Origin of the sequence: Plantibacter sp. PA-3-X8 (assembly GCF_003856975.1) — a bacterium.
In the GTDB taxonomy this organism is placed as follows: Bacteria; Actinomycetota; Actinomycetes; order Actinomycetales; family Microbacteriaceae; genus Plantibacter; species Plantibacter auratus.
In genome coordinates this window covers 1,885,811-1,912,458 of sequence record NZ_CP033107.1, presented here as the reverse complement: position 1 = coordinate 1,912,458, position 26,648 = coordinate 1,885,811, and the positions used below count along the sequence as shown (strand labels likewise).

The 26,648-nt window shown below is 71.4% G+C and carries 20 protein-coding genes; 4 read left to right on the top strand and 16 right to left on the bottom strand.

The features are described from left to right. Positions 1-4 precede the first annotated feature (4 nt). Positions 5-532, top strand: coding sequence for a hypothetical protein (locus EAO79_RS09075; protein WP_229940281.1), 528 nt, complete (start codon positions 5-7; stop codon positions 530-532). Positions 533-566: 34 nt separating this feature from the next. Here the strand turns inward: EAO79_RS09075 and EAO79_RS09070 are convergent, their stop codons facing one another. The 15 genes from EAO79_RS09070 to EAO79_RS09000 all read right to left on the bottom strand — a co-directional run bounded on the left by EAO79_RS09070 (position 567) and on the right by EAO79_RS09000 (position 18,351). Beyond that, positions 567-2,096: an aldehyde dehydrogenase (NADP(+)) gene (locus EAO79_RS09070; RefSeq protein ID WP_124768786.1), complete on the bottom strand. Its 1,530-nt coding sequence runs from the start codon at positions 2,094-2,096 to the stop codon at positions 567-569. 26 nt (positions 2,097-2,122) lie between these two features. Continuing rightward, positions 2,123-3,124 carry a proline racemase family protein gene (locus tag EAO79_RS09065; protein ID WP_079705225.1) on the bottom strand — a complete coding sequence of 334 codons (1,002 nt, stop codon included), beginning with the start codon at positions 3,122-3,124 and terminating at the stop codon, positions 2,123-2,125. Between the two features lie 55 nt (positions 3,125-3,179). Beyond that, positions 3,180-4,094 (bottom strand): dihydrodipicolinate synthase family protein, encoded by a 915-nt coding sequence (locus tag EAO79_RS09060; protein WP_064294275.1) that lies wholly within the window; start codon positions 4,092-4,094, stop codon positions 3,180-3,182. Between the two features lie 41 nt (positions 4,095-4,135). Next, positions 4,136-5,656, bottom strand: coding sequence for an FAD-dependent oxidoreductase (locus EAO79_RS09055; protein ID WP_124768785.1), 1,521 nt, complete (start codon positions 5,654-5,656; stop codon positions 4,136-4,138). After that, positions 5,653-6,003, bottom strand: a complete 351-nt coding sequence (locus EAO79_RS09050; RefSeq protein WP_124768784.1) for a (2Fe-2S)-binding protein — start codon at positions 6,001-6,003, stop codon at positions 5,653-5,655. Before EAO79_RS09050 ends, EAO79_RS09055 begins: the two co-directional genes overlap by 4 nt. Further along, the gene (locus EAO79_RS09045; RefSeq protein WP_124768783.1) at positions 6,003-7,199 is read right to left on the bottom strand and encodes an FAD-binding oxidoreductase; all 1,197 of its coding nucleotides are present in this window, start codon (positions 7,197-7,199) and stop codon (positions 6,003-6,005) included. Before EAO79_RS09045 ends, EAO79_RS09050 begins: the two co-directional genes overlap by 1 nt. Positions 7,200-7,317: 118 nt before the next feature. Beyond that, a complete protein-coding gene (locus EAO79_RS09040; protein WP_064294279.1) occupies positions 7,318-7,995 on the bottom strand; it encodes a GntR family transcriptional regulator in 678 nt (225 codons plus the stop codon). A gap of 41 nt (positions 7,996-8,036) precedes the next feature. Beyond that, positions 8,037-9,527 (bottom strand): aminopeptidase P family protein, encoded by a 1,491-nt coding sequence (locus EAO79_RS09035; RefSeq protein WP_371413685.1) that lies wholly within the window; start codon positions 9,525-9,527, stop codon positions 8,037-8,039. Continuing rightward, the gene (locus EAO79_RS09030; protein ID WP_124768782.1) at positions 9,524-10,837 is read right to left on the bottom strand and encodes an alpha/beta fold hydrolase; all 1,314 of its coding nucleotides are present in this window, start codon (positions 10,835-10,837) and stop codon (positions 9,524-9,526) included. Before EAO79_RS09030 ends, EAO79_RS09035 begins: the two co-directional genes overlap by 4 nt. Continuing rightward, positions 10,834-11,712 carry an ABC transporter ATP-binding protein gene (locus EAO79_RS09025; protein ID WP_124768781.1) on the bottom strand — a complete coding sequence of 293 codons (879 nt, stop codon included), beginning with the start codon at positions 11,710-11,712 and terminating at the stop codon, positions 10,834-10,836. Before EAO79_RS09025 ends, EAO79_RS09030 begins: the two co-directional genes overlap by 4 nt. Continuing rightward, positions 11,709-12,590: an ABC transporter ATP-binding protein gene (locus EAO79_RS09020; RefSeq protein WP_124768780.1), complete on the bottom strand. Its 882-nt coding sequence runs from the start codon at positions 12,588-12,590 to the stop codon at positions 11,709-11,711. Before EAO79_RS09020 ends, EAO79_RS09025 begins: the two co-directional genes overlap by 4 nt. After that, positions 12,587-13,582, bottom strand: coding sequence for an ABC transporter permease (locus tag EAO79_RS09015; RefSeq protein ID WP_079705218.1), 996 nt, complete (start codon positions 13,580-13,582; stop codon positions 12,587-12,589). The genes EAO79_RS09020 and EAO79_RS09015 overlap by 4 nt, the downstream gene beginning before the upstream one ends. Continuing rightward, positions 13,579-14,514 (bottom strand): ABC transporter permease, encoded by a 936-nt coding sequence (locus EAO79_RS09010; protein ID WP_371413691.1) that lies wholly within the window; start codon positions 14,512-14,514, stop codon positions 13,579-13,581. The genes EAO79_RS09015 and EAO79_RS09010 overlap by 4 nt, the downstream gene beginning before the upstream one ends. 45 nt (positions 14,515-14,559) lie before the next feature. Then, a complete protein-coding gene (locus EAO79_RS09005; RefSeq protein WP_124768779.1) occupies positions 14,560-16,254 on the bottom strand; it encodes an ABC transporter substrate-binding protein in 1,695 nt (564 codons plus the stop codon). Positions 16,255-16,332: 78 nt separating this feature from the next. Continuing rightward, a complete protein-coding gene (locus EAO79_RS09000) occupies positions 16,333-18,351 on the bottom strand; it encodes a glycoside hydrolase family 127 protein (protein WP_124768778.1) in 2,019 nt (672 codons plus the stop codon). A 478-nt stretch (positions 18,352-18,829) separates the two neighbouring features. Between EAO79_RS09000 and EAO79_RS08995 the strand changes: the two genes are divergently transcribed. Together EAO79_RS08995 and EAO79_RS08990 are read left to right on the top strand one after the other, a co-directional pair. Continuing rightward, the gene (locus tag EAO79_RS08995; protein ID WP_079705214.1) at positions 18,830-20,419 is read left to right on the top strand and encodes a DEAD/DEAH box helicase; all 1,590 of its coding nucleotides are present in this window, start codon (positions 18,830-18,832) and stop codon (positions 20,417-20,419) included. 109 nt (positions 20,420-20,528) lie between these two features. Next, on the top strand, positions 20,529-21,023 hold the full coding sequence (locus EAO79_RS08990; protein WP_079705213.1) for a GNAT family N-acetyltransferase: 495 nt from the start codon (positions 20,529-20,531) through the stop codon (positions 21,021-21,023). 50 nt (positions 21,024-21,073) lie between these two features. Here EAO79_RS08990 and EAO79_RS08985 read toward each other — a convergent pair whose 3' ends face one another. Beyond that, positions 21,074-21,643 (bottom strand): NUDIX hydrolase family protein, encoded by a 570-nt coding sequence (locus EAO79_RS08985; protein WP_064294286.1) that lies wholly within the window; start codon positions 21,641-21,643, stop codon positions 21,074-21,076. A gap of 152 nt (positions 21,644-21,795) precedes the next feature. Between EAO79_RS08985 and EAO79_RS08980 the strand changes: the two genes are divergently transcribed. Beyond that, entirely contained in the window at positions 21,796-26,640 is a 4,845-nt protein-coding gene (locus EAO79_RS08980) for an ATP-dependent helicase (RefSeq protein WP_124768777.1), read from the top strand. Positions 26,641-26,648: the final 8 nt, after the last annotated feature.

Sequence of the window (26,648 nt, the reverse complement as noted above, 5' to 3'; positions counted from 1 at the left end):
CGTGATGCTGAAACTCGTCCTGGACTGTGATGTCGACGTCGCCTGGCGGGCACTCCGCTCCCCGGCCGTCCTGCGGGAGCTCTACAGCCCCGTCATGGGACTCGAGGCGCTCGACGCCGACGGGTTCCCGACCATCTGGGAGCCAGGGGCGCACCGCGTCCGTGTGAAGGCCGCCGGCGCGATCCCGGTCGGCGACCAGATCATCGACCTCGAGTTCATCGAACGTCGCGACGGCACCCGCATCCTCCACGACCAGGGCGACCCGGTCAGCGGGCCGCTCAGCAAGCTCGCCGGGTGGGACCACCAGATGGCGGTCGCCCGCGACAAGCACGACCCGACGAAGACCCTGTACCGCGACCGACTCGTCATCACCGGCGCGATCGCCCCGCTCTACTGGTACCCGCTGTGGGCGACGTGGCAGTGGCGCGGTGCCCGCATCAAGGCGCTCGCGCCGAGCTGGGCCTACGACCCGCCGCTCCCCGGCGACGAGGAGGACGACGAGGTCGGCGCAACGGTCGAAGGCGCCATCTGACGCCTCGCCGTCCGGAGGCCCGGCCGGCCGGCCGTCAGCGCTGAGCCGCCTCGCCCCAGTGCGTCGACTCGCCCGCGGGCGCGACCGTGCGTGGGACACCGGTGGCCGACGACCGCAGCACCTCCGGCAGGAACCGGTCCGGCATGTTCTGGAACGCGACCGGCCGCAGGAAACGGGTGATCGCAGCCGTCCCCACCGAGGTGCTCGAGTCGTTCGTCGTCGCCGGCCACGGTCCGCCGTGCTGCATGGCGGGCGTGACCGCGACGCCGGTGGGCCAACCGCCGAACAGCACCCGGCCGGCGTGCGCCGAGAGCTGCTGGACGAGTTCCACGAGGTCGTCGCTCGTCTCGTCGGCACCGGCGTGCAGGGTGGCCGTCAGGTTGCCCTCGCAGAACTCCGGCACGAGCGGCGCGAACGCCGTACCGGCCGGGACCTCGACGAGGATCGACAACGGACCGAAGGCCTCGTCGAGCAGGGCGTCCCGACCGGCCCGCAGCGCGTCGAGTGAGACCGCGACGATCGTGGGGGTCGCCCAGCCGTCGCCGTCCTCGTCGACCCGGAGCGAACCCTCGGCGATGACCCGCACGCCGTCGGTGCCGAGGATGGCGTCTCGCCTCGCCTCGTACCCGGCCGTGATGCGGTCGTTCAGGAGTCGGTGCTCGGGAACCGCGGCAGCAGCCTCGCGGATCGACTCGTCGAGCCCCGCGCCGTCCGGCAGGTAGACGAAGCCGGGCTTCGTGCACAGCTGACCCGCCGAGCCCGCGACACTCGTGACGAATCCCGTCGCGATGGCCGTCGCGGACTCGTCGAGGGCGGTCTGCGTCACGAACACGGGGTTGACGCTGCCGAGCTCGCCGAAGAACGGGATCGGGACGGGGCGCGCCGCCGCGAGGTCCGCGAGGATCCGGCCGGCCCGGAGGGAGCCCGTGAAGGAACCGGCCCGGACGCGCTCGTCCTGCAGCGCGACGACGCCGGCTTCCTGGCCGATGATCGTCTGGAACACGCCGTCAGGAGCCCCGGACGCCCGGAGCGCGGCCTCGACGACGGCCGCCGTCGCGAGCGAGAGCCGCGGGTGCCCGTCGTGCACTTTGAGGATCACCGGGCATCCGGCCGCGAGGATCGACGCGGTGTCGCCACCGGCGACGGAGAAGGCGAACGGGAAGTTGCTCGCCGCGAAGTTCACGACCGGGCCGAGCGGCACGAGGACGCGGCGGAGTTCCGGGCGTGCGCCGAGTGCGAAGTCCGGGTCGGCCTCGTCGATCCGGACGTCGAGGTAGGACCCGTCGACGATCGTCTCCGCGAAGAGCCGCAGTTGCACGGCGGTGCGACGGAGCTCGCCTCGGAGCCGTGCCTCGGCAAGCCCCGTCTCGACCATGCCGACCGGGACGAGCTCGTCCGCGTGGGCCTGCAGGGCGTCGGCGACGGCGACGAGCGCTCGCGCACGGGCGTCCGCCGGCGTCGCGGCCCACGCAGGTGCAGCCGCGGCGGCTCCCCGGAGGACCTCCTCGAGCTGCTCGGGGGTGGTCTCAGCGATGGTGGCGTCGGGGGCTGGCGTGGTCGTCATGTGATCCTCCGGGATCGTGGTGCGGTTCAGAACTGGAAGCCGGTCGGGAACGGATCGGCGGGGTCGAGGAGGTAGGAGCCGATGCCGGTGACCCAGGCCCGACCGGAGATGGTCGGGATGACGGCCGGCCGGCCCGCCACCGTCGTCTCGGCGATCAGCCGGCCGGTGAACCGGCTGCCGATGAAGGACTCGTTGACGAAGTCCTGGTCGAGCGGCAGCTCACCGCGGGCCCAGAGCTCGGCCATGCGCGCCGAGGTGCCGGTGCCACATGGCGAGCGGTCGAACCACCCCGGGAAGATGGCCATGGCATGCCGGGACAGCACGGCGTCGGATCCCGGCGCGATGAACTCGACGTGGTGGCAGTGGTCGAGCCCGGCGATCTCGGGGTGCACGGGCGGCGCCTGCTCGTTGATCGCCGCCATGATCCGCAGGCCCGCGTCGAGGATGTCCTGCTGGCGGTCGCGGTCGAAGGGCAGGCCGACGTCGTCGAGGTCGACCATCGCGTAGAAGTTGCCGCCGAACGCGAGGCTGTAGGGCACGGTGCCGAGGCCGGGCACCTCGATCGTGGCGTCGAGGCGGTCGACGTAGCTCGGGACGTTCTCGATGGTCACGCGGTCGGCGTGCCCGTCGCTGACGTCGACCCGGGCGATCACGAGTCCGGCGGGGGTGTCGAGCCGGATCGTCGTGACCGGCTCGACCACCTCCACCATGCCGGTCTCCACGAGGACCGTCGCGACCCCGATGGTGCCGTGCCCGCACATCGGCAGGCAGCCGGACACCTCGATGTACACGACGCCCCAGTCGCAGTCCGCGCGCGTGGACGGCTGCAGGATCGCCCCGCTCATCGCCGCGTGACCGCGAGGCTCGTTCATGAGGAAGAGCCGCAGGTCGTCGAGGTGCTCCATGAAGTGCAGGCGCTTCTCGTTCATGGTCGCGCCGGGGATCACGCCGACCCCGCCGGTGACGACGCGGGTCGGCATGCCCTCGGTGTGCGAGTCGACCGCACTGATCATGCGGGAGGACTTCATGGTGTGCCTCTCAGGACTGGTGGTCGTGGTCGGGGTGTCGCGTCGGCCGTCGGGCTCAGCGTGCCGCGAGGTAGTCGAGCGCGCGACGCGTCTGCGTCGTGACCTGCTCCGTCTGGAGCGCGTTCAGCGGACCGCGCGGCGGACGCGTCGGACCACCGTAGCTCTCGCCGGCGATGTCGATCGACAGCTTGATGGCCTGGACGAACTCCGTCTTCGAGTCCCACCCGAAGACGGGCACGAGCTCGCGGTAGAGGGTGCGGGCCTCGTCGACGCGACCGGAGGTGACGAGCGTGTACAGCTCGACGGCCTCGCGCGGGAAGGCGTTCGGGTAGCCGGCGAACCAGCCGACCGCGCCGGCGACGAGGGACTCGAAGAGGAGGTCGTCCGCCCCCGCGATGACGTCGAGGTCGGTCTTGTCCTGGATCTCGAGCACACGACGGATGTCGGCCGAGAACTCCTTCACGGCGACGACGTGCTCGAGCTTGGCGAGCTCGACGAGCAGGTCGGGCGTGAGGTCGACCTTCGTGTCGATGGGATTGTTGTAGGCCATGATCGGCAGGCCGACCTCGTCCACGCGGCTGTAGTGCTCGATGACCTCGTCGTCGTTCGCCCGGTAGATGGTGGGCGGCAGGAGCAGGACGCCGTCCGCGCCGTCCTCCTTCGCGTACTCGGCCCACTGCTGGGCCTGGTGCCAGCCGACCCCGTGTACCCCGGCGACGACGAGGCCGCGGTCGCCGACCGTGTCGACCGCGACCTGGATGACCTTGCGACGCTCGGCGTCCGTCAGCGACGAGTACTCACCGAGCGAGCCGTTCGGGCCGACGCCGCGGCAACCGTTCTCGATGAGCCAGTTGCAGTGCTCGGCGAAGCGGTCGTAGTCGACGGCGAGGCCTGCGGGCGCCGAGGCGTCCTCCTTGAACGCGAGGGTGGTCGCGACGATGACGCCGCCGAGGTCGAACTGTTTGGCCATGGGTGGTTCCTTTCCGAGGGAGTGGTGCGGAGACCGGTCGGTCATCCTGGGTGTTCGGCCGTCGGGGTCGACGGCGGTTCGTGGGGAGGGTGTCCCGGTGCCTGCGCGGCGAGTTCGCCGATGCGCAGCGGGGAGGCGATGGGCCGGCGGTCGCTCGAGACGCCGTCGATGAGGCCGCTGCCGCCGGATTCGGAGGCGACGCGGTGGAGGAGCTCCTCGACGGTGCGACCGCACATGCGGCCCTGGCAGATCCCGAGCCCGGCACGCGTGCTGAGTTTGAGCGAGCGCAGGCCGGTCGCGCAGGTGGCGGTCGCCGTCGCTCGCAGGGAGCCGTAGTCGACCTCCTCGCAGCGGCAGATGGTGGTGTCGTCGTCGAGCCAGTCGCTCCAGCCGGCACGGATGCCGTGGGCACGTTCGAGCCGGTCGGCGAAGGCGAGGAACGTGTCGCGTCGGCTCACGGCGGCACGGATCCCGGAGGCACCGGGGAGGCCGCCGGCCGCAGCGTGTCCCGCGATCGCGCCCTCGGCGAGCGCGGCGTCGACACCCCCGATCCCGGTGATCTCCCCCGCCGCGAAGACGGTCGGGACGCTCGTGCGCTGCTCGGCGTCGACCTGGACGAACCGGGCTTCGGTGAGCGCGCAGCCGACCGCGACGGGCAGTTCGAGCCGCGGGGTGAACCCGTGACTGACGCACACGGCGTCCGCTTCGACCGTGCGCTCGGTGCCGGGGATCGGCGACCAGTCGGCGTCGACGGCGGCGATGGTCACGCGCTCGACCCGGTCGGCGCCGTGCGCGGCGACCACCGCGTGACCGACGCGGTACGGGATCCGGTGGCGGAGGTGTCCACCGACGTAGCCGAGCAGTTCACCGGCCTTCCCGGTCACGCCGAGCAGCTGCCAGGGCTTGGGGAGCCAGCCCCTCGCGAGGCCGCCGACGGTCGTGGCCTCGTAGACCCCGAGCACGCGTGATCCGGTCGCGGTCAGGGACGCGGCCACCGGCAGCAGGAACGGTCCGGCACCGGCCACGACCACCCGCTGACCGACGGCGACCCGCTCGCCCTTCGCGAGGGCCTGGGCGGCACCGGCCGAGAAGACGCCGGGGAGGTCCCAGCCGGGGAACGGCAGCGTGCGGTCGTGCGCGCCGGTCGCGAGGACGAGCGCGTCCGGCCGGAGGGTGAGGGGCGTGCGGTCGGTGCCGTCCGGCGGTCCGACGAGGACGTGCAGGCGCAGGCCGGTCGCCCCGGAGGTGTCGTCGGACCCGTGGTCGGCGGCGGCGCCGCGGTCGACGTCGATCGCCCACACCTGCGCCTCGGTGATCACCGTGCAGGCGTCGTCGGCGTCGAGCGCCGCGCGCATGGAGACGAAGCGCTCGAACCCGTGGTGCAGCGAGGCCTCTGCTTCCGACGGCCGGCTGGCCGGCAGGTGCCGCCAGTACTGACCGCCGAGCTCGTCCGAGGCGTCGAGCAGCGTGACGGCGGCGCCGAGCGCCCGGGCGGCGAGCGCGGCCTGGAGGCCGGCTGGCCCTGCGCCGACGACGACGACCTCACGCTGCCGGGCGCTCATGTCCGGTCCCCGAACGGGTCGTTCTCCGTCGTGGGTTCCGGGAGGGCGTCGTGCTGTGTCTCGATGCGGTCGCCGTCCGCGGCGCGACGCTGGCAGGCACGGACGTCCCGCTGGCCGTTCACCGTGACGATGCAGTCGAAGCAGACCCCGATGCCGCAGAAGACGCCGCGTGGCTTGCCCGAGCCGCTGGTCCGACGCCAGGCGAGCACGCCGGATCCGAGCAGGACGCCGGCGATCGTCTGGCCGCGGATGCCGTCGACGGGCGTCCCGTCGAGGTCGATCCGCAGCGCGTCCTCCGGGCCGGGACCGATCCGGTCGCTCGTCGCGGGCAGTCGTCGTGACGCCATCAGGCCACCTCCGCCGGTCGGTCAGTGCCCAGATGGGGAGCGAGGCCAGGACGGTCGAGTTGGAAGGGGGTGTCGTCGAGGGCGGCCGATCCGCCGAGCATCCGGGCGGCGATGAGCTCGGCCGTCGCCAGGGCGAGCCCGATGCCGGCACCCTCGTGCCCGGTCGCGTGCCACAGGCCGTCGACCCGGTGGTCGGGGCCGATGACCGGGAGGTGGTCGGGCATGTACGGCCGGAAGCCGCCGTAGCTGCGCATGACCGAGGCGTCGCGGAGGAACGGGAAGAGGCGCAGCGACTTCGCCGCGACCTCGCGGAGCACGTCGACGTCGAGGCGCGCGTCGAACCCGATCTGCTGCCGGCTCGAGCCGATGAGGACCGTGCCCGCGGCGGTGGACTCGACGACGCTCGAGGTCTGGAGCGAGGCGTCGCTCGACTGCGTGGCCCCGAAGTAGTCGCCGTCGTAGACCTTGTGGTGCACGCGGTGCGGCATGCGGGTGGTGACGAGCACCATGCCGCGACGGGGACGGACCGGGACGGGCGCCCCGAGCAGGTCGCCGAGCTCGGCCGACCACGGTCCGGCGCAGACGAGGACCGCGTCGCCCGAGACGTCGCCGACGGATGTCCGGACACCCGTGAGGCGTCCGGTCGCGCTCCGGACGCCGCCCGTCACGGTGACGCCGGTGCGCACGACCGCGCCCGCCTGTCGGGCCGAGGCGAGCAGGGCCTCCGTGGCGATGACGGGCTGCACCTGTGCGTCCTCGGGATAATGGACGGCCGCCGTGGACGAGCGGGTGATCGACGGCTCCGCCGCGAGCAGCTCGTCCTCGGTGAGGGGTCTGGCGTCGACACCGGCGGCGCGCTGGGCGGCGGCGAAGTCGAGCAGGGGCTGCGCGCCGGCCTCGGTGGTGGCGACCACGATGCCGCCCTTGCGCTCGAACTCGATGCTCGGGAAGGTCGGTCCCAGTTCGGCGCTGAGTTCGGCGGTGACGACGGGCCAGAGGCGTGAAGCGTACCGCGCGAGGTCGAGTTCGGGGCCGGGCCCCTTGTCGGAGACGAGGAGGTTCCCCTCCCCCGAGCCGCTCGTGCCGCCGGCGGCCGCCGAACGGTCGAGCACGACGACCTCGGCACCGCGTCGGGCGAGGATCCGCGCGCAGGCCGCACCGACGATGCCGGCGCCGACGATGACGATGCGGGTCACGTGCGGTCCTCTCGGTCGATGCGGGGAAGGGCTTTCAGTAATGTGTCACACATTCACTGAACAGGCAAGCGTGCATGATCGCGGATCCTGGTCGAGGTCCGCGCACGCACGCCAGGGGCTACTCGGCGTCGGACTCGGGCTTGCCGGCCCACCAGCCGGTGGTGTGCCCGATGTGTCGGTGCATGAGCTCGCGAGCGGCGACCCCGTCACCCCGCTCGAGGGCGTCGAGGAGTTCGTGGTGCTCCACGGCCGAGCGGTCGAGCTGCTGCGAATCGAGCATGGCGGCCAGTCCGACGAGCCGGGTACGTCCGCGGAGGTCCGCGACGAGCTCGACGAGCAGCGGGTTGCCGAGTTTCGCGGTGAGCGCGAGGTGGAACGCCTGGTCGGCTTCGAGGTACCGGGTCAGGTCGCCGTCGCGGGCACCGGCCACGATGTCGTCAGCCTGCTGCCGGAGCTCGGGCAGCGACCCGTGATCGAAGACCTCCGCCAGGTCCGCCATCGCGGGCGGCTCGAGGAGCTGGCGGATCTGCGCCGTGTTGCGGAGCGAGGCCTCGCTGACGACCGTGACGCGGAACCCCTTGTTCCGGACCGCCTCCACGAAGTCGCGCTTCTCGAGGTCGAGCATCGCTTCGCGGACGGGCGTCGCCGAGACGTTGAACTGCACCGCCAGCGTCGGTACCGAGATCATCGTCCCCGGCGCGAGCTCGCCCGAGATGATCGCCGCGGACACCGCCCGCTCCACCTGCGCCCGCAGGCTCAGCCGTTCCTCGGCCGGTCGGATCGCCGACATGCTCATCGCGACTCCCATCCTTCATCTCCCACCACGGTCCGCTCAGGTTACTGGGCGCGCATCCACGCTTCGATGCCCGACGCGTCGATGGGCAGCGCATCCGACAGCACCTCGGTGCCGTCGGCCGTCACGAGCAGGTCGTCCTCGAGCCGGACGCCGATGCCGCGCAGTTCCGGTGGAACCGTCTCGTCGAAGGCGTGGAAGTACAGCCCCGGCTCGACCGTGAGCACCATGCCGGGCGCCATCGAGCCGCCCTGGTAGGCCTCGTAGGAGGACTTCGCGCAGTCGTGGACATCGAGGCCGAGGTGGTGACCGATGCCGCACACGAGGTACCGCCGGTGCTGTTGCCCGACCGGGCTCAGCGCCTCGTCGACGGACACCGGCAGGAGGTCCCAGTCGTGGAGTCCCTGCGCGATGACCTCCATGGCGGCGTGGTGGAAGTCGGTGAAGTCGCGGCCCGGACGGACGGCGGCCATCCCGGCGCGGTGGGACGCCTCGACGAGGTCGTGGACGCGCCGCTGCTCCGGGCTGAAGGTGCCCGAGACGGGGAAGGTGCGGGTGACGTCCGCCGTGTAGAACGCACGCGTCTCCACGCCCATGTCGAGCAGGATCGCGTCCTCGGGGCGGACCGGACCGTCGCAGCGCACCCAGTGGAGCGTGGGTGCGTGCGCGCCGCTGCCGACGATGGTCGAGTAGCCGGGGCCGTTCCCCGTGGTGCGGGCGTGCCGGTCGAAGGTCCCCTGCAGCCAGCGCTCACCCCCGCCGGCGACGGCCGTCGGCAGCTCCCGGATCACGGCGGAGAACCCGCCGACGGTCGCGTCGACCGCTCGCCGCAGCTCCGCGATCTCCCACTCGTCCTTGATCATGCGCAGTTCCGAGAGCACACGGCCGAGTTCCGGCGCGACCGTCAGCGGCTCGAGCGCGCGATGCTGCGAGGTCAGCGTCCCCGCGAGGAGCGGTCGGTCGACGCCTCGGAGCGCGTCGGGCAGCGCGGCGAGCACCTCGACGCGGAGGTCGAGGACCGCCGACCAGTCGGCCGGCCCCGGCGCGGAGCCGACCCAGAGCTCACCGTGGTTGGCGTCGGCGAAGAACCCGGTCTCGCCCGGGTGCGCCGGTGCCGGGATGTACAACGTCGCGTCGTGAACGGCGCCGCTCGGACGCAGCACGAGGACCGCGTCCTCGGCGGAGCAGCCGGTGAGCCAGAAGAAGTCGCTGTCGGGGCGGAAGTCGTAGTTCGAGTCGTTGGCACGGACGGGCGCGCGTCCGGCGGCGACGACGAGTGTCCGCCCGACGAAGGCCTCGCTCAGCCGACGACGGTGCTCGGCTGCGGCCGCGGCGATCCCGGGCTCGACCGGCGGCGTGCGGTCGGGGGTGCCCCAGCCGGTGCCGAGGAACTCGCGGAACGCCGGCACCTCGGCCAGGCGGGGCAGCTTCGGGTCCGGGTTCGCCGGGCGCGGCATGGACCTGGCGGGTGCCTCCGTGGTGGCCGGCGCGAGGCCCGCCGTCTGCTCGGGTGCCTGCTGCTGCGTGTCGGTCATGCCTGCTCCTCATCCGCGCGACGGCCGCCGCGCTCGTCCACCATCGAGAACAGGTGGCGCACCACGGCGGCGTCCTGGATCCCGTCGTGCTCGTACTCGTTCGTGACCCAGGCGGTCGCCCCGCCGACGGCGTCGACCGTCTCCAACTGCAGCTGCGCGTCCACGTACATGTCGTCGAAGTACACGGCCGCGGCGAGCGGCACCGTGCTCGCCTGCAGGACCGCGGGGTCGTACAGCGGGTCCCAGTCGGTCTTGGCCGCCAGTCGCTCCACTGCACCCTGGAAGGGCCGGAGCGAGCGGATCTCCTCGAACATCCAGGGATAGACCATCTCGCCCGTGAACAGCAGCGGCCTGGCCGTCTCGGCGAACGCCGGCCGTGCATCGCGCTCGGCCTGCGCCGCCCACGCGGTCGCCCCCGCGCCGGCGGCACCGTAGATGCTCTCCTGCAGGGCGATGAAGAGGGGGTTGTCGACGTAGGACGTCCTCCCCCAGGCCTGCGCCAGGAAGGTGTCGCTCAAGCGGTCGCCGCTGTCGAACGCCTCGTCGAGCAGCCAGTGGAGACGCTCGTAACCGGGCTTCATCCCGAAGTCGATCCCGAGGTTCTGGAAGCGCCGCACGGTGAGTCGGTCGCCGTCCGGCAGGAGCACCTCCTCGGCGGCGAGTCGGTCGGCGATCCGCGCGACGGTGTCGACGTCCTGGGGGTACCGCTCGGCGAAGGCCCGGTTCTTGCGCTCGGTGCGCGGATAGGTGCGTCGGTAGACCTCCGCCGCCGACGGGTGGATGCCCGCCAGACCGCCGGTGACGTAGCAGGCGGCCAGTCCCTCCGGGGCTCGCGAGAGGTAGGTGAGGGTGAGGAACCCGCCGTAGCTCTGACCGAGCGTCGACCAGCGACGGCCACCGAAGACGGTGCGGCGCAGGTACTCGGCGTCGTCGACGATCGAGTCGGCCCGGAAGCGTTCCAGGTACTCGGCCTGTGCGGCAGCATCACCGACGGCCGCGATGGACCGGCCGTCGATCCTGGTGCTCCGGCCGGTGCCGCGCTGGTCGAGCAGCACGAGCCGGAAGGTGCGGAGGGCCTCGGCGATCCAGCCGTCCCTGGACACCGGACGCGGGCCTTTGCCGCCCGGTCCGCCCTGGAGGAACACGAGGATCGGGAGCTGCTCGTCGCGACGCAGGGGGTCGACGAGTTCGCGGGCGAACACGCTGATCGTGCGGCCGTCGTCGGGCCGTCGCCAGTCGAGCGGGACGTCGACCGTGTGGTCGGTCACGTGGATCCCCGGCAGCAGGGAGGTGGTGGTGCGGTGGGTCATGCCTGTGTCCTTCCGGCGGCCGGTCCGTGCGTCCGCTCCTGTTCGAGCATGGTGGCACGCGCGGCCTCCCAGCTCGGGTCGATCGTGGGCACGGCGGCGAGCAGGGTCTTCGTGTACTCGTCCTGCGGGTGGTCGAAGATCGCCTCGCGGTCACCCTGCTCGACCACCTTGCCCCGGTGCATGACGGCGACGTCGTGCGCGATCTGCCGCACGACGGCGAGGTCGTGCGCGATGAACAGGTAGCTCAGGCCGCGCTCGGCCTGCAGGTCGCGCAGCAGGTCGATGATGCGTGCCTGCACCGACACGTCGAGCGCCGACACCGCCTCGTCGCAGATCACGAGCTTCGGGGAGACGGCGAGCGCCCGGGCGATCCCGATGCGCTGGGCCTGGCCGCCGGAGAACTGCCGCGGGTAGCGCTGGAGGTGGTCGGGGTTCAGGCCGACGCGGTCGAGCAGGTCGCGCACGAGGGCACGCTTGCCCTGCTTCGGGGTGATGCCCTGGTAGTCGAGCGGTGCCGACACGATGCGCTCGACGGTGTGCCTCGGGTTGAGGGAGGAGAACGGGTCCTGGAAGACGACCTGCACCTTCGTCCGGAACGCGGCGAGCGCCGGCCCACGCGCAGTGGTGACGTCCTCGCCGTCGAAGGTGATCGTGCCGGCGGTCGGTTCGATGAGCTTCGCGATCATCCGCGCGGTCGTCGACTTGCCGCTGCCCGACTCCCCGACGATGCCGAGCGTCTCGCCGGCGCGGACGGCGAACCCGACGTCGTCGACGGCGCGGAACTGGGTGGTGCGTGCGCGGAACGCGCCGTCGCCCCTCGTGGTGAAGTCCTTCGTGAGCCCGGTGGCCTGCAGGAGCACTGGTGCGTCGTTCATGCCTGTCCCTCTCCGGTCGTGGCGGGTGCCGTCGGCCGCCCGGTGAACGGGTCGTCGATCCGCGGGAGGGCGTCGAGGAGCGCCCGGGTGTACGCCGCCTGTGGTCGGGAGAAGATCTGTTCGGCCGTGCCCATCTCGACGGGGTCGCCGCCGCGCATGACGAGCACGTCGTCGGCGACCTGACTGACGACGGCGAGGTCGTGGGTGATGAAGATCATGCCGGCACCGGTCTCCCGTTGCAGTTCGGAGAGGAGGTCGAGGATCTGCGCCTGGACGGTGACGTCGAGCGCCGTCGTCGGTTCGTCCGCGATGAGCAGGTCGGGTTCCAGACAGAGCGCCATGGCGATCATGATGCGCTGCCGCATGCCGCCAGAGAACTGGTGCGGGTAGTGGTCGACCCGCCGGGAGGCGTCCGCGATGCGGACCCGTTCGAGGGCCTCGATCGTGACGGCCCTGGCGGCCTTCCGGGAGCCGCCGCGATGGGCGCGGTACGCCTCCTCGATCTGCAGTCCGACGGTGTAGTACGGGTTGAGCGAGGAGAGCGGGTCCTGGAAGACCATCGCGATCCGATCGCCGCGCACCCGCCGCATCTCGCGGTCGCTGCGACCGACGAGCTCGTGTCCGCTCAGCCGGACGCTGCCGGTCGTGCGCCCGCCGTTCGGGAGCAGTCCCATGATCGCGAGCGAGGTCATGGACTTGCCGGAGCCGGACTCGCCCACGATGCCGAGGGTCTGGCCGTGCTGGACCGCGAACGACGCCTTCCGCACCACGTCGATGTCGCCGGAGGTGGTCGGGAAGGTGACCGTGAGGTCGTCGACCTCGAGCAGCGCCGCCCCGGGGACGGGCAGGGAGATGGTCCTGGTGACGGTGGGGCTCATGCGCTCTTCACTCTCACTCTCGGGTCGAGGAACGTGTACACGACGTCGACCACGACGTTGCCGATGACCACGAAGAACGCGGCCAGCAGGGTGACGCCCATGATGACGGGCTGGTCGTTCTTCGCGATCGAGTCGGCGGCGAGCTTGCCGACGCCGTTCAACCCGAACACCGTCTCGGTGATGAGGGCGCCCCCGAGGAGGCCCGCGAAGTCCATGCCGAAGAGCGTGACGACGGGCGTGAGCGCCGGGCGCAGCGCATGGCGGCGCAGGATGAGCGGCGCGGGCAGGCCCTTCGCCCGGGCGGTCCGCATGAAGTTCTCACCGAGGGTGTCGATGACGTTCGCCCGGACGAGCCTCGCGTACATCGACGCGTAGCCGAGGGCGAGCACGATCCACGGCATGAGGTAGTTCTGGAACCACCGGACCGGGTCCTCGGCGAAGGGCACGGCCTGCGGGAACGGCAGGATCTGCAATTGCACCACGAGGACGTACTGCAGGAGGAGCGCGAGGAAGTAGTTCGGCAGGCTGATACCGGCGAGGGCGACCATCATCGCCCCACGGTCCCAGCCGGTCCCCTGCTTGACGGCGCTGAGCAGGCCACCGCTGACGCCGACGAGCAGCCAGAGGACCGCCGCACCGATCGCGACCGTCGCGGTCACCGGGAAGCGCGCGGTGATCATGTCCATGACGGACTCGTTGGTCTGGAAGCTGAAGCCGAGGCACGGCGCCGCGCAGGAGACCGCCGAGGCGCCCTCCCCGTAGCTCCGGCCCATGACGATCCCCCGGATGAACTCGAGGTACTGCTGCCAGAACGGCTGGTCGAGCCCGAGCTGCGCCCGGATCTGGTCGATGCGGTCGGGGGTGCAGGTCTTGCCGCAGATCTGCACCGCCGGGTCGGGCGACAGCAGGAAGAAGATGACGTAGGTGAAGAGGCTGATGAGCAGCAGGATGCCGATCGCCGACGCGATCCGGCGCAGGAGGTAGAGGGTCATGAGGCGGCGTCTCCCGAGTCGAGGGCCTTGCGCAGGCGGTCGCCGAGCACGGTGAAGGACAGCACCGTGAGGAACAGGAAGGTGCCGGGGATCAGGAAGTACATCGGGTCGACCGCGTACCAACCGACCGCGGTCGCGATCATCTGGCCCCAGCTCGGCGTGGGCGGGGTGACGCCGACACCGAGGAAGGAGAGGCCCGCCTCCGTGCCGATGTAACCGGGAACGGCGAGGGTGGCCAGGACGATGATGGTGCCGCGGAGGTTCGGCAGGATCTCGCGGAAGACGATGCGGATGCCCCCGGCGCCCGAAGCACGCGCCGATTCGACGAACTCGCTCGTCCGCAGCGACATCGCCTGACCGCGCACCACCCGAGCGGTGTACGGCCAGCCGAAGAGGCTCAGCACGACGACGAGCAGGACCGGTCGGTTGCCGGCGGGCAGGGCCGACAGGAGCGCGATCATGAAGATGAGCGATGGGAACGCCATGAGGAAGTCCATGACGCGGGAGACGACCTGGTCGACCCACCCGCCGTAGAAGCCGGCGAGCATGCCGAGCACGACGCCGAGCACGGTGGTGACGATCGTCGCCGAGACGGCGATCGACAGCGACACCTGCGCACCGAAGGCGATGCGCGCGAAGATGTCGCGTCCGTTCCCGGGTTCGACCCCGAACCAGTGCTCGGCGGAGATCCCGCCGAGGTTGCCGATCGGCACGCCGCCGAGGTCGGAGTCCACCGCCGACTTGTCGAAGGTGTACGGACCCCAGCCGCTGATCGCGGTGATCAGCGGGGCGAGGATCGCGAGCAGCACGACGAGCACGATGAACGCGACGCTGAGCAGCACCGGCGGGCTGGAGCGGAGGGAGGCGATCACCCGCCGCGCGGGGGTGGGCGCACCGACCGGCGCACCCACCTCCTCGGCGACGGTGGTCAGCTCACTGGGAACGGACGACGACATCTGCGGCTACCGGCTTTCCGACTACTTGCCGGCCGAGGACAGGCCGACGGACACGTAGTCGATGCCACCGGAGTACCCGGCGTGCGAGTACGCACCGGCGACGTTCGCTCCGACGACCATGACCGTCTTCTCGAACAGCAGCGGCACCGTCGGCACGAGCTTCTGGATCTGCTCGTCGAGCGCGCCCCAAGCGGCGTTGGCCTCGTCGGTGTCGGTCATCGCGCGGATCTCGGCGATGCGCTCGTTGACGGCGGGGTCGTTCAGCTGTGCGATGTTCGAGTTGCCCTTCGGGAAGATCTGCGAGCCGTCGAAGAGCGGCGGCAGGAAGGTCGAGCCGGAGGCCCAGTCCGGGCACCAGCCGGTGATGGCGGCGTCGTTCTGCTGCGACGTCGTGCCGATGACCTCGTAGTAGGTCGAGGTGTCGATGAGGTTGAAGTTCACCGTGATGCCGGCCTTCGCGAGCGCCTGCTGCACCGCCTCGGCCTGCGCCTGCATCTTGGGCTGGCTGCGGATGTCGAGCGTGAACGAGAAGCCGTCGGGGAGGCCCGCCTCGGTGAGGAGTTCCTTGGCCTTCTCCGGGTCGCCTGCGTTGTCCTTGCTCGGGTAGAGGTCGAATTCGGTGTGGCCGGCGACGGTGGGCGGCAGCATGGTGGTCGCGATGTCCGCGAGCTGCGATCCGCCCGAGGCGTCCTTCACCGACTCGCGGTCGATGGCGTAGGCGATGGCCTGGCGGACCAGCGGGTTGTCCATGTTCGGCTTGGTCGTGTTCAGACCCATGTACGTGGTGCAGCCCTGGAGGCCGGCGATGGTGCGTGCCTTGAGTGCCGGCGTCTGGATCCGGGAGATGGAGGCTGCCTGGACGGACCCGGCGATCGCGTTCGCGTCGTCACCCTGGCCGGCGATCATGCGCTCGTCGATGGTCGAGGCGTCGAGGCCGAAGGTGAAATCGAAGCCGTCCGGGTAGGCCTTGCGGACGTCGTCCGTCTTCGGGTCCCACGAGTCGTTGCGGACGAGCTTCAGCTGCGAGCCGCGCTCGTAGCTGTCGACCTTGTAGGGGCCGGAGGCGATCGGCATCTTGTCGAGGCTCGTCGTCGTCACCCGCTCGGTGTCGGCGGGGAAGGGCGTGAAGCTGTTCTGCCCGACGACGCTCGCGAAGTCGGCGAACGGCTCCTTGAGCGTGAAAACGATGGTCTGGTCGTCCGGCGTCTGGATGGACGGCAGGTCACCCGTGATGTACGGGCCCTCGTACGAGTCCGTGCCGGCGATCGTGAGGCGGGCGTAGGGCGATCCGACGGCGATGGCAGGGTCGAAGGAGCGCTCGACGCCGAACTTCACGTCCTTGCTCGTGATCGGCGTGCCGTCCTCGAACTTGAGGTCGTCCTTGAGCGTGAACGTCCACTGGAGGCCGTCGTCGCTCACCGTGCCGAGGTCGGTCGCGAGGTCGGGCACCATCTCGGTGCCCTTGGCGCCCTCGCCCGTGGACTGCGTCGTCAACGTGCGGTAGATGAGGCGGTAGAAGTTGTTCACGCCGCCGTCGAAGCCCTGGACCGGGTCGAGGTGCGAGAAGTCCGCGTTCAGGAGGACGTCGACGGTGCCGCCCTTCACCGGGGTGCTGGACGGTCCGTCACCTCCCGAGCCCGAACCCGCGGAGGTACACCCCGCGAGGAGGAGGACGGCCGCCGCCGCGAGGGCGGGGATGGAGAATCGTTGCTTCATGACGCTCTGCTTTCGTGTCGATCGGGCGGGTCGCCCGCGGGTGGAGAGGGTGGAGCGGGGTCGGGGGACGGGAGGAGGTCAGTGCGAGCGGAACCAGACGCGCATGGCACCCGGTTCGCGGTTGCCCCAGAGGGCGTAGGGGATGAGGGTCGCGGTGGTCTGTGTCACCGAGGCCGTCGTCGCGACCTCGGCGAGCGGTGCCGTGGCGGGCTCGGCGTCGGGCGCCCCGGACAGGATCGGGTAGAGCACGGCCGGAGCGGGGGCGTCGACGGTCGCCGGGACGAGGAGCGTGACGGCGTCGATCTCCTCCCTGTCCAGGATCCGACGGTGCTCGACGACCGCGCGATCCGCGTCGGCTCCGGAAAACCGCAGGAGGTCGAGGTCCGCCGTCGTGTCCTGCTGCTCGGCGCAGGAGACGATCGGTCCGCGGGCGAAGGCGATCGAGCCGCGGAGCGCGTCGACGGAGGGGTGCGCGCCGTGCGCCCGAACGGGCATCGGGAGGTCGAGCTCCACGGTGTCGCCGGCACGCCACCACCGCCGGACACGGATCCACCCGTCGACGGGCTCGAGCGGCGCGCTCGATCCGCCCACGCGGATGGAGCCGCCCACGACCCACGCGGGGATGCGGATCGCGAGCTCGACCTCGTCGTCGGCGGCGGTGTCCACCGTCACGGTGACCGCTCCGTCCCACGGATACGCGGTGTCGACGGTGACGGAGAGCCGCTCGGTCGTGATCGACGCCGCGGTGAGGTGGGCGACTTCGACACCGGCGGGGGTCGACGTCGCGAGGTGATCCTGCAGCTCCGCGGTCCAGCGCACGATGTTCGGCGGGCAGCACGGGCAGCCGAACCAGCTCCGTCTGAGGAGTTCGCCGTCCGCCTCCGCCCCCGACCGCTGCAGGTGGTCGGGGCGACGCTGCAGCGGGTTGTCGTAGAAGAAGGCCATGCCGTCCGCGGAGAGGCCGGCGGCGTACGCGTTGTAGAGGACGGTCTCGACGGTGTCGAGGACGGCCGCCGACCCGGTCGCGAGGTACAGGCGCCAGCCCCACTGCATGACGGCGATCGCCGCACACGTCTCGCTGTAGGAGCGTTCGGACGGCAACTCGTAGCGGTCGCCGATCGCCTCGTCGGAGTGTCGACTCCCGAGGCCGCCCGTGAGGTAGAGCTTCGTCTCCACCATGTCGTCCCAGAGCCGCTGCAGCGATGCGAGCAGCTCCTGGTCGCCGCGTTCGAGGGCGACGTCGGTCGCTCCGGCGGCCAGGTAGGCCATGCGGACGGCGTGTCCGGTCACGGAGTCGAGGTCGCGCAGTGGGGCCGAGTCCTGGAAGTACTCGGCGGGGAAGACCCGGAGCTCGACCGTGCCGTGACCACGTCGGTCGACGAACGCGGTCGCGAGCTCGAGGTAGGACGGCACGCCGGTCTCACGGAACAGCTCGACCAGGGCCATCTCGACCTCGGGGTGCCCGCACACCTGCGGGTTGCCGTCCGGTCCGAACCGTTCGACGGCGAGGTCGGCGAACGCCCGGGCGACGATCAGCAGACGGTCGTCGCCGAGACGACGCTTCGCGGCGATCGCCGCCTGGATGAGGTGCCCGAGGTTGTACAGCTCGTGGCCCCAGGCGAGGTCCTCCCAGGGTTCCTTCTCGATCTCCGGAGCCTGGAAGTAGGAGTTGAGGTACCCGTCCTCCCGCTGCGCGGCTTCGATGACGCCGACGGCCTCCTCGTAGAAGTCGCGGATATCGCCGGGTGCCGCCCCGACGACCTCGTCCTCGGCGAGCAGGTAGGCGAGGCCTTCGAGGGTCTTGAAGACGTCCGTGTCGAGGAACGGGTAGCGCCCGCGGAAGCGTGACGTGCCGTCGCCGGGATCGGCGATCCGGGCGAGGTTGTCGAGGTTGCCGGCGAGGCGGAGCTGCTCGATCGAGTGCGGGACGGTGGCGTCGCGGTTCCGACGCTGCCACGCACCGAGCTCGCCATCTCCCAGCGCGACCTGTCGGGCGCCCAGCGGGATGCGGACTCCCGCGATCGGTGCGACGGCGGCGTACCGGCCTCCCGCGTGCACCGCGGTGCTCGCTGCTCGGGCGTCTTCGTCGAAGCTCATGGGCGACAGGCCTTTCTGTACCGTGTGACACAGTACACGGATCCGGGTTTGTGGTGGGTGACACATTACTCACCTGCTCCAGCGGACTGTCAAGCGCCGACGACCGATTCCAGGAGATGGAAACACAGCCGTAACGCGCCTCTCCCAGCAGACTCCTCGCTGGATGCGCTACGCTGGAGGAACTTGCGTGCGATCGCGCCATCCGGTGCGGTACTCGCTTGCGTCGTAGAACGCTCCCTCTCTCCCCTGCACGGCACCCAGCGGTGCATGCCAGGGTCGATGACACTTCATACGGCGAACGGATGCGCGACCTGCGCCTTCGCCACCTCCCACCAGCGACGACGCCGACGGAAGCACGCCGTACCATCCACGTGAGTCATCACGTGCGTGGTCATCCCGGCAGTGCCCGCTACCGCACACGAGTGCGCCGGCAGCCGTCATCGAAGCTCGTGGCCGTGCCTGAAAGAGACACACACCCATGACCGAAGCAACCATCACCTTCGACGCCCTCGGCGTCCCGGCACCGCTCGTCGCCTCCCTCGCGAAGGACGGCAAGACGAGCGCGTTCCCCATCCAGATCGACACGCTCCCCGACACCCTCGGCGGACGCGACGTCCTCGGCCGCGGCAAGACCGGCTCCGGCAAGACCCTGGCCTTCAGCATCCCGATGGTCGCCCGTCTCGGCGGCGCCCTCGCCGGTGGCAAGCGCCGCCCGGGTCGCCCGCTCGGACTCGTCCTCGCACCGACGCGCGAGCTCGCCACCCAGATCGCCGCGGTCATGCAGCCGCTGGCTGACGCCTACTCGCTGAAGACCACCACGATCTTCGGCGGCGTCTCGCAGAAGCGTCAGGAAGAGGCGCTCCGCGCCGGCGTCGACATCGTCATCGCCTGCCCCGGCCGCCTCGAGGACCTCATGAAGCAGGGCTTCGTGAACCTCGACGCCGTGGAGATCACCGTCCTCGACGAGGCCGACCACATGGCCGACCTCGGCTTCCTGCCGGTCGTCACGCGCATCCTCGACAAGACGCCTCGCGGCGGGCAGCGTCTGCTGTTCTCCGCGACGCTCGACAACGGCGTGGACAAGCTCGTCCGCAAGTTCCTGCAGAACGAGGTGCTCCACTCCGTCGACGAGGCGAACTCGCCCGTCGCCGCGATGACGCACCACGTCTTCACGACCCCCTCGGTCGAGTCGAAGAAGGACCTCATCCAGGCCCTCGCCTCGGGTAGTGGCCGACGCATCCTCTTCATGCGCACGAAGCACCACGCCAAGAAGCTCGCGAAGCAGCTCACCGACTCCGGCATCCCCGCGGTCGACCTGCACGGCAACCTCTCGCAGGTGGCCCGCGACCGCAACCTCGCGGCCTTCAGCGCCGGGACCGCCAAGGTCCTCGTCGCCACCGACGTCGCCGCCCGCGGTGTGCACGTCGACGACGTCGAACTCGTCATCCACGTCGACCCGCCGACCGAGCACAAGGCGTACCTGCACCGCTCGGGCCGCACGGCTCGTGCGGGCAGCGCCGGTGACGTCGTCACCCTCGCGATCCCCGGCCAGATGGAGGACCTCAAGAAGCTCCTCCGCAAGGCCGAGATCAACGTCACCCCGCAGGCGGTCACCGCGACCTCCCCGGCGGTCCTCGAGCTCATCGGCGACGTCGCCGCCTACGTGAAGCCCGCGCCGCGTGCGGCCGTGCAGCAGCAGGGTGGTGGCGGTGGTGGTCGCTCGCAGGGTGCCAACGCGCAGCGTAAGCGTGCAGCCCGCGACGGCAACGGCCTCGGCAACGGTCACCGCGACCGCGACGGTGCTCGCGCCGGCGCGAGCCGCGACAGCGCTCCTCGCGAGGGCGGCCAGGGCGGCGGCGGTCGTCGTGGCGGTCGTCCCGCCGGCGGTAACGGTGGTCAGGGCGGACAGCGCTCCGGCGCCGGTCGCTCGGGCGGCGCGCGTGCAGGCGCCGGTGCCGCCACCGGTGGCAGCCGCACGCACTACAGCACCGGCTACGCCGCGAACTCGGGCGCTCCCGCCGAGTCCTCGCGCCCCCGGACCAACCGTCGCGCGTCCAGCGGCAACTAGCAGCGAACCGCTCGAACGAAGCGCCGTCCACCGCAGGGTGGGCGGCGCTTCGCCGTTCGCGGACCCACTCGATTTCGCGAGACGGGGGCGCTCGGGATACGGTTCCACCATGAACGCCACCGCAGTCGTCCGCCCCATCCGAGACGTCGACGCCGAGTCGCTGGGGCGTGTGCACGCCACGTGCTGGCACGAGACCTACGACCACCTCATCAGCTCGGCCACCCTCGCGAAGCTGTCACCACGCCGCATGGCCGAGCTGTGGACCCACTGGGCCGCGCAGGGTCCCGAGTACACGCACTTCGCAGCGCTCGTCGACGGCGAGATCGTCGGCTTCTCGGGTTCGGGCCCAGCCCGCGACGAGGACGCACCCCGTGAGCGCGAGCTGTACTTCATCTACCTGTTGGACGCGTTCCACGGGACCGGCATCGGTCAGCAGCTGTTCGACGCCGCCATCCCCGACGGTCAGCCGTCATTCCTGTGGGTCGCCGCGGACAATCCGCGTGCGCACCGCTTCTACCAGCGCAACGGGTTCGTCCTCGACGGTGGAGCCAAGACCGAGCCGTTCCTCGGCGAGATGATCGACGAGGTCCGCTACACCCGCTGACGCATCCCGGTCCCTGAGCCGCTCCCCCGGTCCCTGAGCCTGTCGAAGGGCTAGCGCAGCCGGCCGACGGAGGCGAGGGCCGCGCGGAGGAGCGTGCCTCGGCCGCCCTCCATCTCGGCGGCGATGGCGTCGGAGGACGCCGCCTCGGGCGTCATCCACGTGAGTTCGAGCGCGTCCTGGCGGGGTTCGCAGGTGCCGGTCACCGGGACGACGTACGCCAGCGCGACGGCGTGCTGCCGGTCGTCGGAGTACGGCGACAGGCCCGGCAACGGGAAGTACTCGGCCACCTGGAACGGCACGGGCGACGCAGGGAGCAGCGGGAACGCCATCGGACCGAGGTCCTTCTCCAGGTGACGGAAGAGCGCGTCGCGGATCGTCTCGCCGTACATGACGCGACCGGAGACGAGCGTGCGCGTCATCTCGCCGAGCGCGGTGGCCCGGAGCAGGACGCCCACCTCGGTGACGACACCGAAGCCGTCGACGCGGACCGGCACGGCCTCCACGTACAGCAGCGGGAGCCGGCGGCGGATCTCCTCGAGTTCGACGTCCGACAGCCAGCCCGGATTGGAATTGCCGGGGAGATCGGGTTCCGGGTTGGGATCAGGGGTGCGAACGCTCATAGCTCCTTCATACCGTATGGAGCCGAGCGGCGATCCAGGTGGGCGGCGGTTCGACCGGACACCGCGCCCGACCCGCGGCGGGATCATACGGGGCCACGCGGCCGCGCGCGACGCCGGTCGCGGTGTCGGTGGGGTGCAGGATGATGGAACCCATGACCGAGGTGCTCGAGCGCTTCTCCCCCGCGACGCGCGACTGGTTCGAGGGGGCGTTCGTCGCGCCCACGCCGGCGCAGGCGGGTGCCTGGGACGCGATCTCCCGCGGCGCCAACGCCCTCGTCGTCGCGCCGACCGGTTCGGGCAAGACCCTGTCAGCGTTCCTCTGGTCGATCGACCGCCTGCTCTCCGAGGCCATCGCCGAGCACGCCGTCCGGCCGCGCACCGGCGTCCCGCTCACCGGGCTCGAGGCCGACGAAGCGGAGGCCGCCGCCGCCCAACGTGAGCGCTCCCGCGGCACCCGTGTCCTCTACATCTCGCCGCTGAAGGCCCTCGGCGTCGACGTCGAGCGCAACCTCCGCACCCCGCTCGTCGGCATCGCCCAGGCGGCACGCCGCCTCGGCACCGAGCCACCCACCATCAGTGTCGGCGTCCGCTCGGGCGACACCCCGTCCGCCGACCGCCGGGCGATGGCCAAAGAGCCACCGGACATCCTCATCACCACCCCCGAGTCACTCTTCCTCATGCTCACGAGCGCGGCGCGGGAAACCCTCCGCACGGTCGACACCGTCATCATCGACGAGATCCACGCCGTCGCCTCGACGAAGCGCGGCGCGCACCTCGCGGTGTCGCTCGAGCGGCTCGACGCCATGCTCGAGAAGCCCGTGCAGCGCATCGGGCTCTCCGCCACGGTGCGCCCCGCCGAGGAGGTCGCGCGGTTCCTCGGAGGCCGCGCACCGGTCGAGATCGTGGCCCCGCCGGCCGCGAAGACCTTCGACCTGCACGTGGTCGTCCCGGTCGACGACATGACCGACCCCGACGCCGGCATGCGGACACCCGGCGAGGCCGACGACGACGGCAGCGGTGGCGGGTTCACCGGGTACACCCCGAACAGCGACGGCGGCGGCGAAGACCGCGTCGGCAGCATCTGGCCGCACGTCGAGGAGGCGATCGTCGACCGCGTGCTCGCGCACCGCTCCACCATCGTGTTCGCCAACTCCCGTCGGCTGGCGGAGCGGCTCACGGCCCGGCTCAACGAGATCAACGAGGCCCGACTCAGCGACGCCACCCTCACGACCCCCGGTGCCGGGCGTCCACCGGCGCAGCTCATGGCCCAGAGCGGCCAGACCCGAGGCTCGACGAGCGTCGCGGCCGCAGCCGCCCGGCCGGCAACCGAGGAGAGCGACGACGACATCCCCCTCCTCGCACGCGCCCACCACGGATCCGTCTCCAAGGAGCAGCGCGCGGGCATCGAGGAGGACCTCAAGTCCGGACGCCTGCGCTGCGTGGTCGCGACCTCGAGCCTCGAGCTCGGCATCGACATGGGCGAGGTCGACCTCGTCATCCAGGTGGAGTCCCCGCCGAGCGTCGCGAGCGGCCTGCAGCGGGTCGGCCGCGCCGGCCACCAGGTGGGCGAGGTCTCCCGCGGCGTCCTGTTCCCGAAGCACCGCGCCGACCTCATCAGCACCACGGTCGCGACCGAGCGGATGGAGGCCGGGCTCATCGAGGCGATCGAGGTCCCCTCGAACCCGCTCGACATCCTCGCGCAGCAGACGGTCGCTGCGGTCGCGCTCGACGAACTCGGCGTGGAGGACTGGTTCGAGACGGTCAAGCGCAGTGCCCCGTTCGCCTCCCTGCCCCGCTCGGCCTTCGAGGCGACGCTCGACCTCCTGGCCGGACGCTACCCCTCCGACGCCTTCGCCGAGCTGCGCCCGCGGATCGTCTGGGATCGCGACGCCGGGGTCCTGACCGGGCGACCGGGAGCGCAGCGCCTCGCCGTCACGAGCGGCGGCACCATCCCCGACCGCGGGCTCTTCGGCGTCTTCATGGTCGGCGAGTCGGGTGCCGGCGCGCGCGTCGGCGAGCTCGACGAGGAGATGGTCTACGAGTCCCGCGTCGGCGACGTCTTCGCCCTCGGCGCCACGAGCTGGCGCATCCAGGAGATCACCCACGACCGCGTGCTCGTGACGCCGGCGTTCGGCCAGCCGGGGCGACTGCCGTTCTGGAAGGGCGACGGCATCGGTCGCCCGGCCGAGCTCGGTCGCGCCATCGGCGCCTTCGTGCGCGAGCTCGACACCACCGGAACGGGCTCCACCCCACGTCTCGAAGCGGCCGGCCTCGACGAGCGAGCCATCAGCAACCTCGTCGCCTACGTCCGCGAGCAGCGCGAGGCGACGGGCGTCGTCCCGAACGACACGACCCTCGTCGTCGAACGTTCACGCGACGAACTCGGCGACTGGCGGGTCATCCTCCACTCCCCCTACGGACTCCGTGTGCACGCCCCCTGGGCGCTCGCGGTCGGCGCCCGGGTGCAGGAGCGGCTGGGGGTCGACGGCTCGGCGGTGGCGAGCGACGACGGCATCATCGTCCGCCTCCCCGACACCGAGAGCGAGCCGCCGGGAGCGGAACTCTTCGTCTTCGAACCGGAGGAGCTCGACGCCCTCGTCACGCAGGAGGTCGGCGGCTCGGCATTGTTCGCCTCGCGGTTCCGCGAGTGCGCCGCCCGTGCCCTCCTGCTCCCGAACTACTCGCCGCAGAAACGCTCGCCGCTCTGGCAGCAGCGCCAGCGGTCGGCGCAGCTCCTCGAGGTCGCGAAGCAGTACCCGACGTTCCCGATCATCCTCGAGACGCTCCGCGAGTGTCTCCAGGACGTGTACGACCTCCCGGCCCTCGACCACCTCGCGCGTGAGCTGCAGTCGCGCGCGATCCGCATCGTCGAGACCACGACCGATCAGCCCTCGCCCTACGCCCGTTCGCTCCTGTTCGGCTACGTCGGCGCGTTCATGTACGAGGGCGACAGCCCGTTGGCCGAGCGTCGGGCCGCGGCGCTCGCGGTCGACAGCACCATGCTCGGCGAACTCCTCGGTCGGGTGGAACTCCGCGAGCTCCTCGACCCCGGCGTCATCGAGCAGACCGCGCTCGAGCTGCAGCGTCTCGACCCCGAGCGACGACTCAAGGGGATCGAGGGCGTCGCCGACGCGCTGCGGATGCTCGGCCCGCTCACCATCGACGAGATCGCGGCCCGGACGACCTTCGACGGCGTCACCGTCTCCGCCGACGGCGAGGCGAGTCGTGGCGACGACCCGCAAGCCTGGGCCCCCGATCCGGCTCGCTCGGCGGCCGCCGTCGCCGAACTCGAACGCTCGAAGCGCGTCATCCGCGTCCCCATCGCCGGCGAGGAGCGCTTCGCCGCGATCGAGGACGCAGGCCGACTCCGCGACGCACTCGGCACCCCGCTGCCCATCGGCGTACCGGTCGCGTTCACCGAGCCGGTCGCCGATCCGTTGGGCGACCTCCTCGCCCGCCACGCGCGCACGCACGGGCCGTTCACGACCGGGCAGACGGCCAGGCGCTTCGGTCTCGGGACTGCGGTGGTCCAGCACACGCTCGCCCGGCTGGCCGACGCCGGCCGCGTGGTCAAGGGCGAGTTCCTCCCCGCCGGCCGGCAGCAGGTGGGCGAGGACGACGACGCCGACCGCAGCCCCACCGATGCGACGGAGTGGTGCGACGCCGGCGTGCTGCGCAAGCTCCGCATCCGTTCGCTCGCCGCGCTGCGGCACGAGGTCGAGCCGGTCGAGCAGCAGGCGTTCGCCCGGTTCCTGCCGGTGTGGCAGCACCTCGGCGGGACGCTCCGCGGCGTCGACGGCGTCGCGACGGTCATCGACCAGCTCGCCGGCGCGCCCATCCCGGCGTCTGCCTGGGAGTCGCTCATCCTGCCCTCGCGCGTCGCCGACTACAGTCCCGCCATGCTCGACGAACTCACCGCGACGGGCGAGGTCGTGTGGTCGGGTAGCGGTTCGATCCCCGGCAACGACGGCTGGGTCGCGCTCCACCTCGCCGACACGGCGCCCCTCACGCTGCCCCTCGCTCCGACGCCGCACACCCCGGACGCCCTGCAGACCGAACTGCTCGCGACGCTCGGCGGGGGCGGCGCGTACTTCTTCCGGCAGCTCGCGGAGTCGGTCGGCTCGACGGACGACAAGCTCCTCGTCGACGCCCTCTGGGAGCTCGTGTGGGCCGGGCTCGTCACCAACGACACCTTCTCGCCGCTCCGCACGCTCGTCGGTTCCGGCTCGGGGAACTCAGCGCACCGGGTGCAACGGCAGACCCCGCGCTCGAAGCTGTACCGCGGGCGCAACCTGCAGCGTCCCTCGATGTCGACGCGCGCGAGCCAGACCCTCGGCGGCCGGTGGTCGATCCTGCCGCTGGCCGAGCAGGACGCCACCATCCGAGCCGTCGCCACGGGCGAGACCCTGCTCGAACGGTACGGGGTCGTGACGCGCGGCTCCGTCGTCGCGGAGGGCGTGACTGGCGGCTTCGCCCTCGCCTACCGCGTGCTGAAGCAGTTCGAGGAGAACGGTCGCTGCCGTCGCGGATACTTCGTGGAACGCCTCGGCGGGGCGCAGTTCGCCTCCTCCGGCACCGTCGACCGCCTGCGCGGGTTCATCCGGACCGACGACGAGCCACCGCTCGACGCCGTCACCCTCGCCGCGACCGACCCGGCGAACCCCTACGGCGCCGCCCTCGGTTGGCCGGGCCAGGAGGTCACCGGGGTGAAGCACCGGCCGGGGCGGAAGGCGGGTGCGCTCGTCGTCCTCGTCGACGGAGCGCCGGTCTACTACCTGGAACGCGGTGGCAAGACGGCGCTCGTGTTCTCTGAGGACGATGACCAGCTCCGCGCCGGGGCGCGTTCCCTGGCGTCCACGGTGCGCGCTGGTCGCATCGAGAAGCTCGGCATCGAGCAGGTCAACGGCGCCTTCGTGCTCGGCACCCCGACGGGCCACGCCCTCCGCGACGCCGGATTCGTCGAGACGCCGCGTGGATTGCGGCTCCGGCGTGGGTGAACCGGCTC

What these genes read in the sequence shown, in the direction of transcription:
- EAO79_RS09075 (WP_229940281.1), top strand. Translation starts at nt 5, where the DNA reads ATGCTGAAACTCGTCCTGGACTGTGATGTCGACGTCGCCTGGCGGGCA.
- EAO79_RS09070 (WP_124768786.1), bottom strand. Translation starts at nt 2,096, where the DNA reads ATGACGACCACGCCAGCCCCCGACGCCACCATCGCTGAGACCACCCCC.
- EAO79_RS09065 (WP_079705225.1), bottom strand. Translation starts at nt 3,124, where the DNA reads ATGAAGTCCTCCCGCATGATCAGTGCGGTCGACTCGCACACCGAGGGC.
- EAO79_RS09060 (WP_064294275.1), bottom strand. Translation starts at nt 4,094, where the DNA reads ATGGCCAAACAGTTCGACCTCGGCGGCGTCATCGTCGCGACCACCCTC.
- EAO79_RS09055 (WP_124768785.1), bottom strand. Translation starts at nt 5,656, where the DNA reads ATGAGCGCCCGGCAGCGTGAGGTCGTCGTCGTCGGCGCAGGGCCAGCC.
- EAO79_RS09050 (WP_124768784.1), bottom strand. Translation starts at nt 6,003, where the DNA reads ATGGCGTCACGACGACTGCCCGCGACGAGCGACCGGATCGGTCCCGGC.
- EAO79_RS09040 (WP_064294279.1), bottom strand. Translation starts at nt 7,995, where the DNA reads ATGAGCATGTCGGCGATCCGACCGGCCGAGGAACGGCTGAGCCTGCGG.
- EAO79_RS09035 (WP_371413685.1), bottom strand. Translation starts at nt 9,527, where the DNA reads ATGACCGACACGCAGCAGCAGGCACCCGAGCAGACGGCGGGCCTCGCG.
- EAO79_RS09030 (WP_124768782.1), bottom strand. Translation starts at nt 10,837, where the DNA reads ATGACCCACCGCACCACCACCTCCCTGCTGCCGGGGATCCACGTGACC.
- EAO79_RS09025 (WP_124768781.1), bottom strand. Translation starts at nt 11,712, where the DNA reads ATGAACGACGCACCAGTGCTCCTGCAGGCCACCGGGCTCACGAAGGAC.
- EAO79_RS09020 (WP_124768780.1), bottom strand. Translation starts at nt 12,590, where the DNA reads ATGAGCCCCACCGTCACCAGGACCATCTCCCTGCCCGTCCCCGGGGCG.
- EAO79_RS09015 (WP_079705218.1), bottom strand. Translation starts at nt 13,582, where the DNA reads ATGACCCTCTACCTCCTGCGCCGGATCGCGTCGGCGATCGGCATCCTG.
- EAO79_RS09005 (WP_124768779.1), bottom strand. Translation starts at nt 16,254, where the DNA reads ATGAAGCAACGATTCTCCATCCCCGCCCTCGCGGCGGCGGCCGTCCTC.
- EAO79_RS09000 (WP_124768778.1), bottom strand. Translation starts at nt 18,351, where the DNA reads ATGAGCTTCGACGAAGACGCCCGAGCAGCGAGCACCGCGGTGCACGCG.
- EAO79_RS08995 (WP_079705214.1), top strand. Translation starts at nt 18,830, where the DNA reads ATGACCGAAGCAACCATCACCTTCGACGCCCTCGGCGTCCCGGCACCG.
- EAO79_RS08990 (WP_079705213.1), top strand. Translation starts at nt 20,529, where the DNA reads ATGAACGCCACCGCAGTCGTCCGCCCCATCCGAGACGTCGACGCCGAG.
- EAO79_RS08985 (WP_064294286.1), bottom strand. Translation starts at nt 21,643, where the DNA reads ATGAGCGTTCGCACCCCTGATCCCAACCCGGAACCCGATCTCCCCGGC.
- EAO79_RS08980 (WP_124768777.1), top strand. Translation starts at nt 21,796, where the DNA reads ATGACCGAGGTGCTCGAGCGCTTCTCCCCCGCGACGCGCGACTGGTTC.